The organism is Bacillus sp. LR--39 (assembly GCF_053613335.1).
Map to the genome: position 1 here is coordinate 1 of NZ_JBSIOT010000416.1, position 982 is coordinate 982.

At 48.1% G+C, this 982-nt stretch carries 1 protein-coding gene; it reads left to right on the top strand.

Going from position 1 to position 982, the window contains the following annotated elements:
* Nucleotides 1-982: AMP-binding protein (locus ACWHAR_RS23715; RefSeq protein ID WP_452088020.1), on the top strand; the 982-nt coding region annotated here is incomplete at both ends.

Genomic DNA, 982 nt, shown 5'->3' on the forward strand with positions numbered 1-982 from the left:
ATAAAGACGCAAAAAGGGATGAAAAATACACATTTAAAGAAATGAAGGAAGAATCAAACAGAGCCGGGAATGTGCTGAGACGGTATGGAAATGTGGAAAAAGGGGACCGCGTTTTTATTTTTATGCCGAGATCACCCGAGCTTTATTTTATTATGCTTGGCGCAATCAAAATAGGCGCCATCGCCGGGCCGCTGTTCGAAGCATTTATGGAGGGAGCGGTGAAAGACCGGCTTGAAAACAGTGAGGCAAAGGTTGTTGTCACAACACCTGAGCTGCTGGAGAGAATACCGGTAGACAAACTGCCTCACTTGCAGCATGTCTTCGTAGTCGGGGGAGAGGCTGAGATCGGCACGAATATCATCAATTATGATGAAGCAGCGAAACAGGAAAGCACAAGACTGGATATCGAATGGATGGATAAAAAAGACGGCTTTCTGCTTCACTATACATCAGGTTCCACTGGTACGCCAAAGGGCGTGCTGCATGTCCATGAAGCGATGATTCAGCAATATCAAACAGGAAAGTGGGTCCTTGATTTAAAGGAAGAAGACATTTATTGGTGCACGGCTGATCCAGGCTGGGTGACAGGTACGGTATACGGCATTTTTGCACCGTGGCTGAACGGAGCGACAAATGTCATCGTCGGCGGACGTTTCAGCCCGGAAAGCTGGTATGGTACGATTGAACAGCTTGGCGTCAATGTCTGGTACAGCGCGCCGACTGCTTTTCGGATGCTGATGGGAGCGGGAGATGAAATGGCTGCGAAATATGATCTAACTTCACTCCGGCATGTGCTCAGTGTCGGTGAGCCGCTAAATCCGGAAGTCATCAGATGGGGACATAAAGTTTTTAACAAACGAATCCATGATACCTGGTGGATGACCGAAACGGGCAGTCAGCTCATCTGCAACTATACTTGCATGGATATTAAAACGGGTTCAATGGCTAAGCCGATTCCAGGAGTGGAGGCAGCGATCGTTGA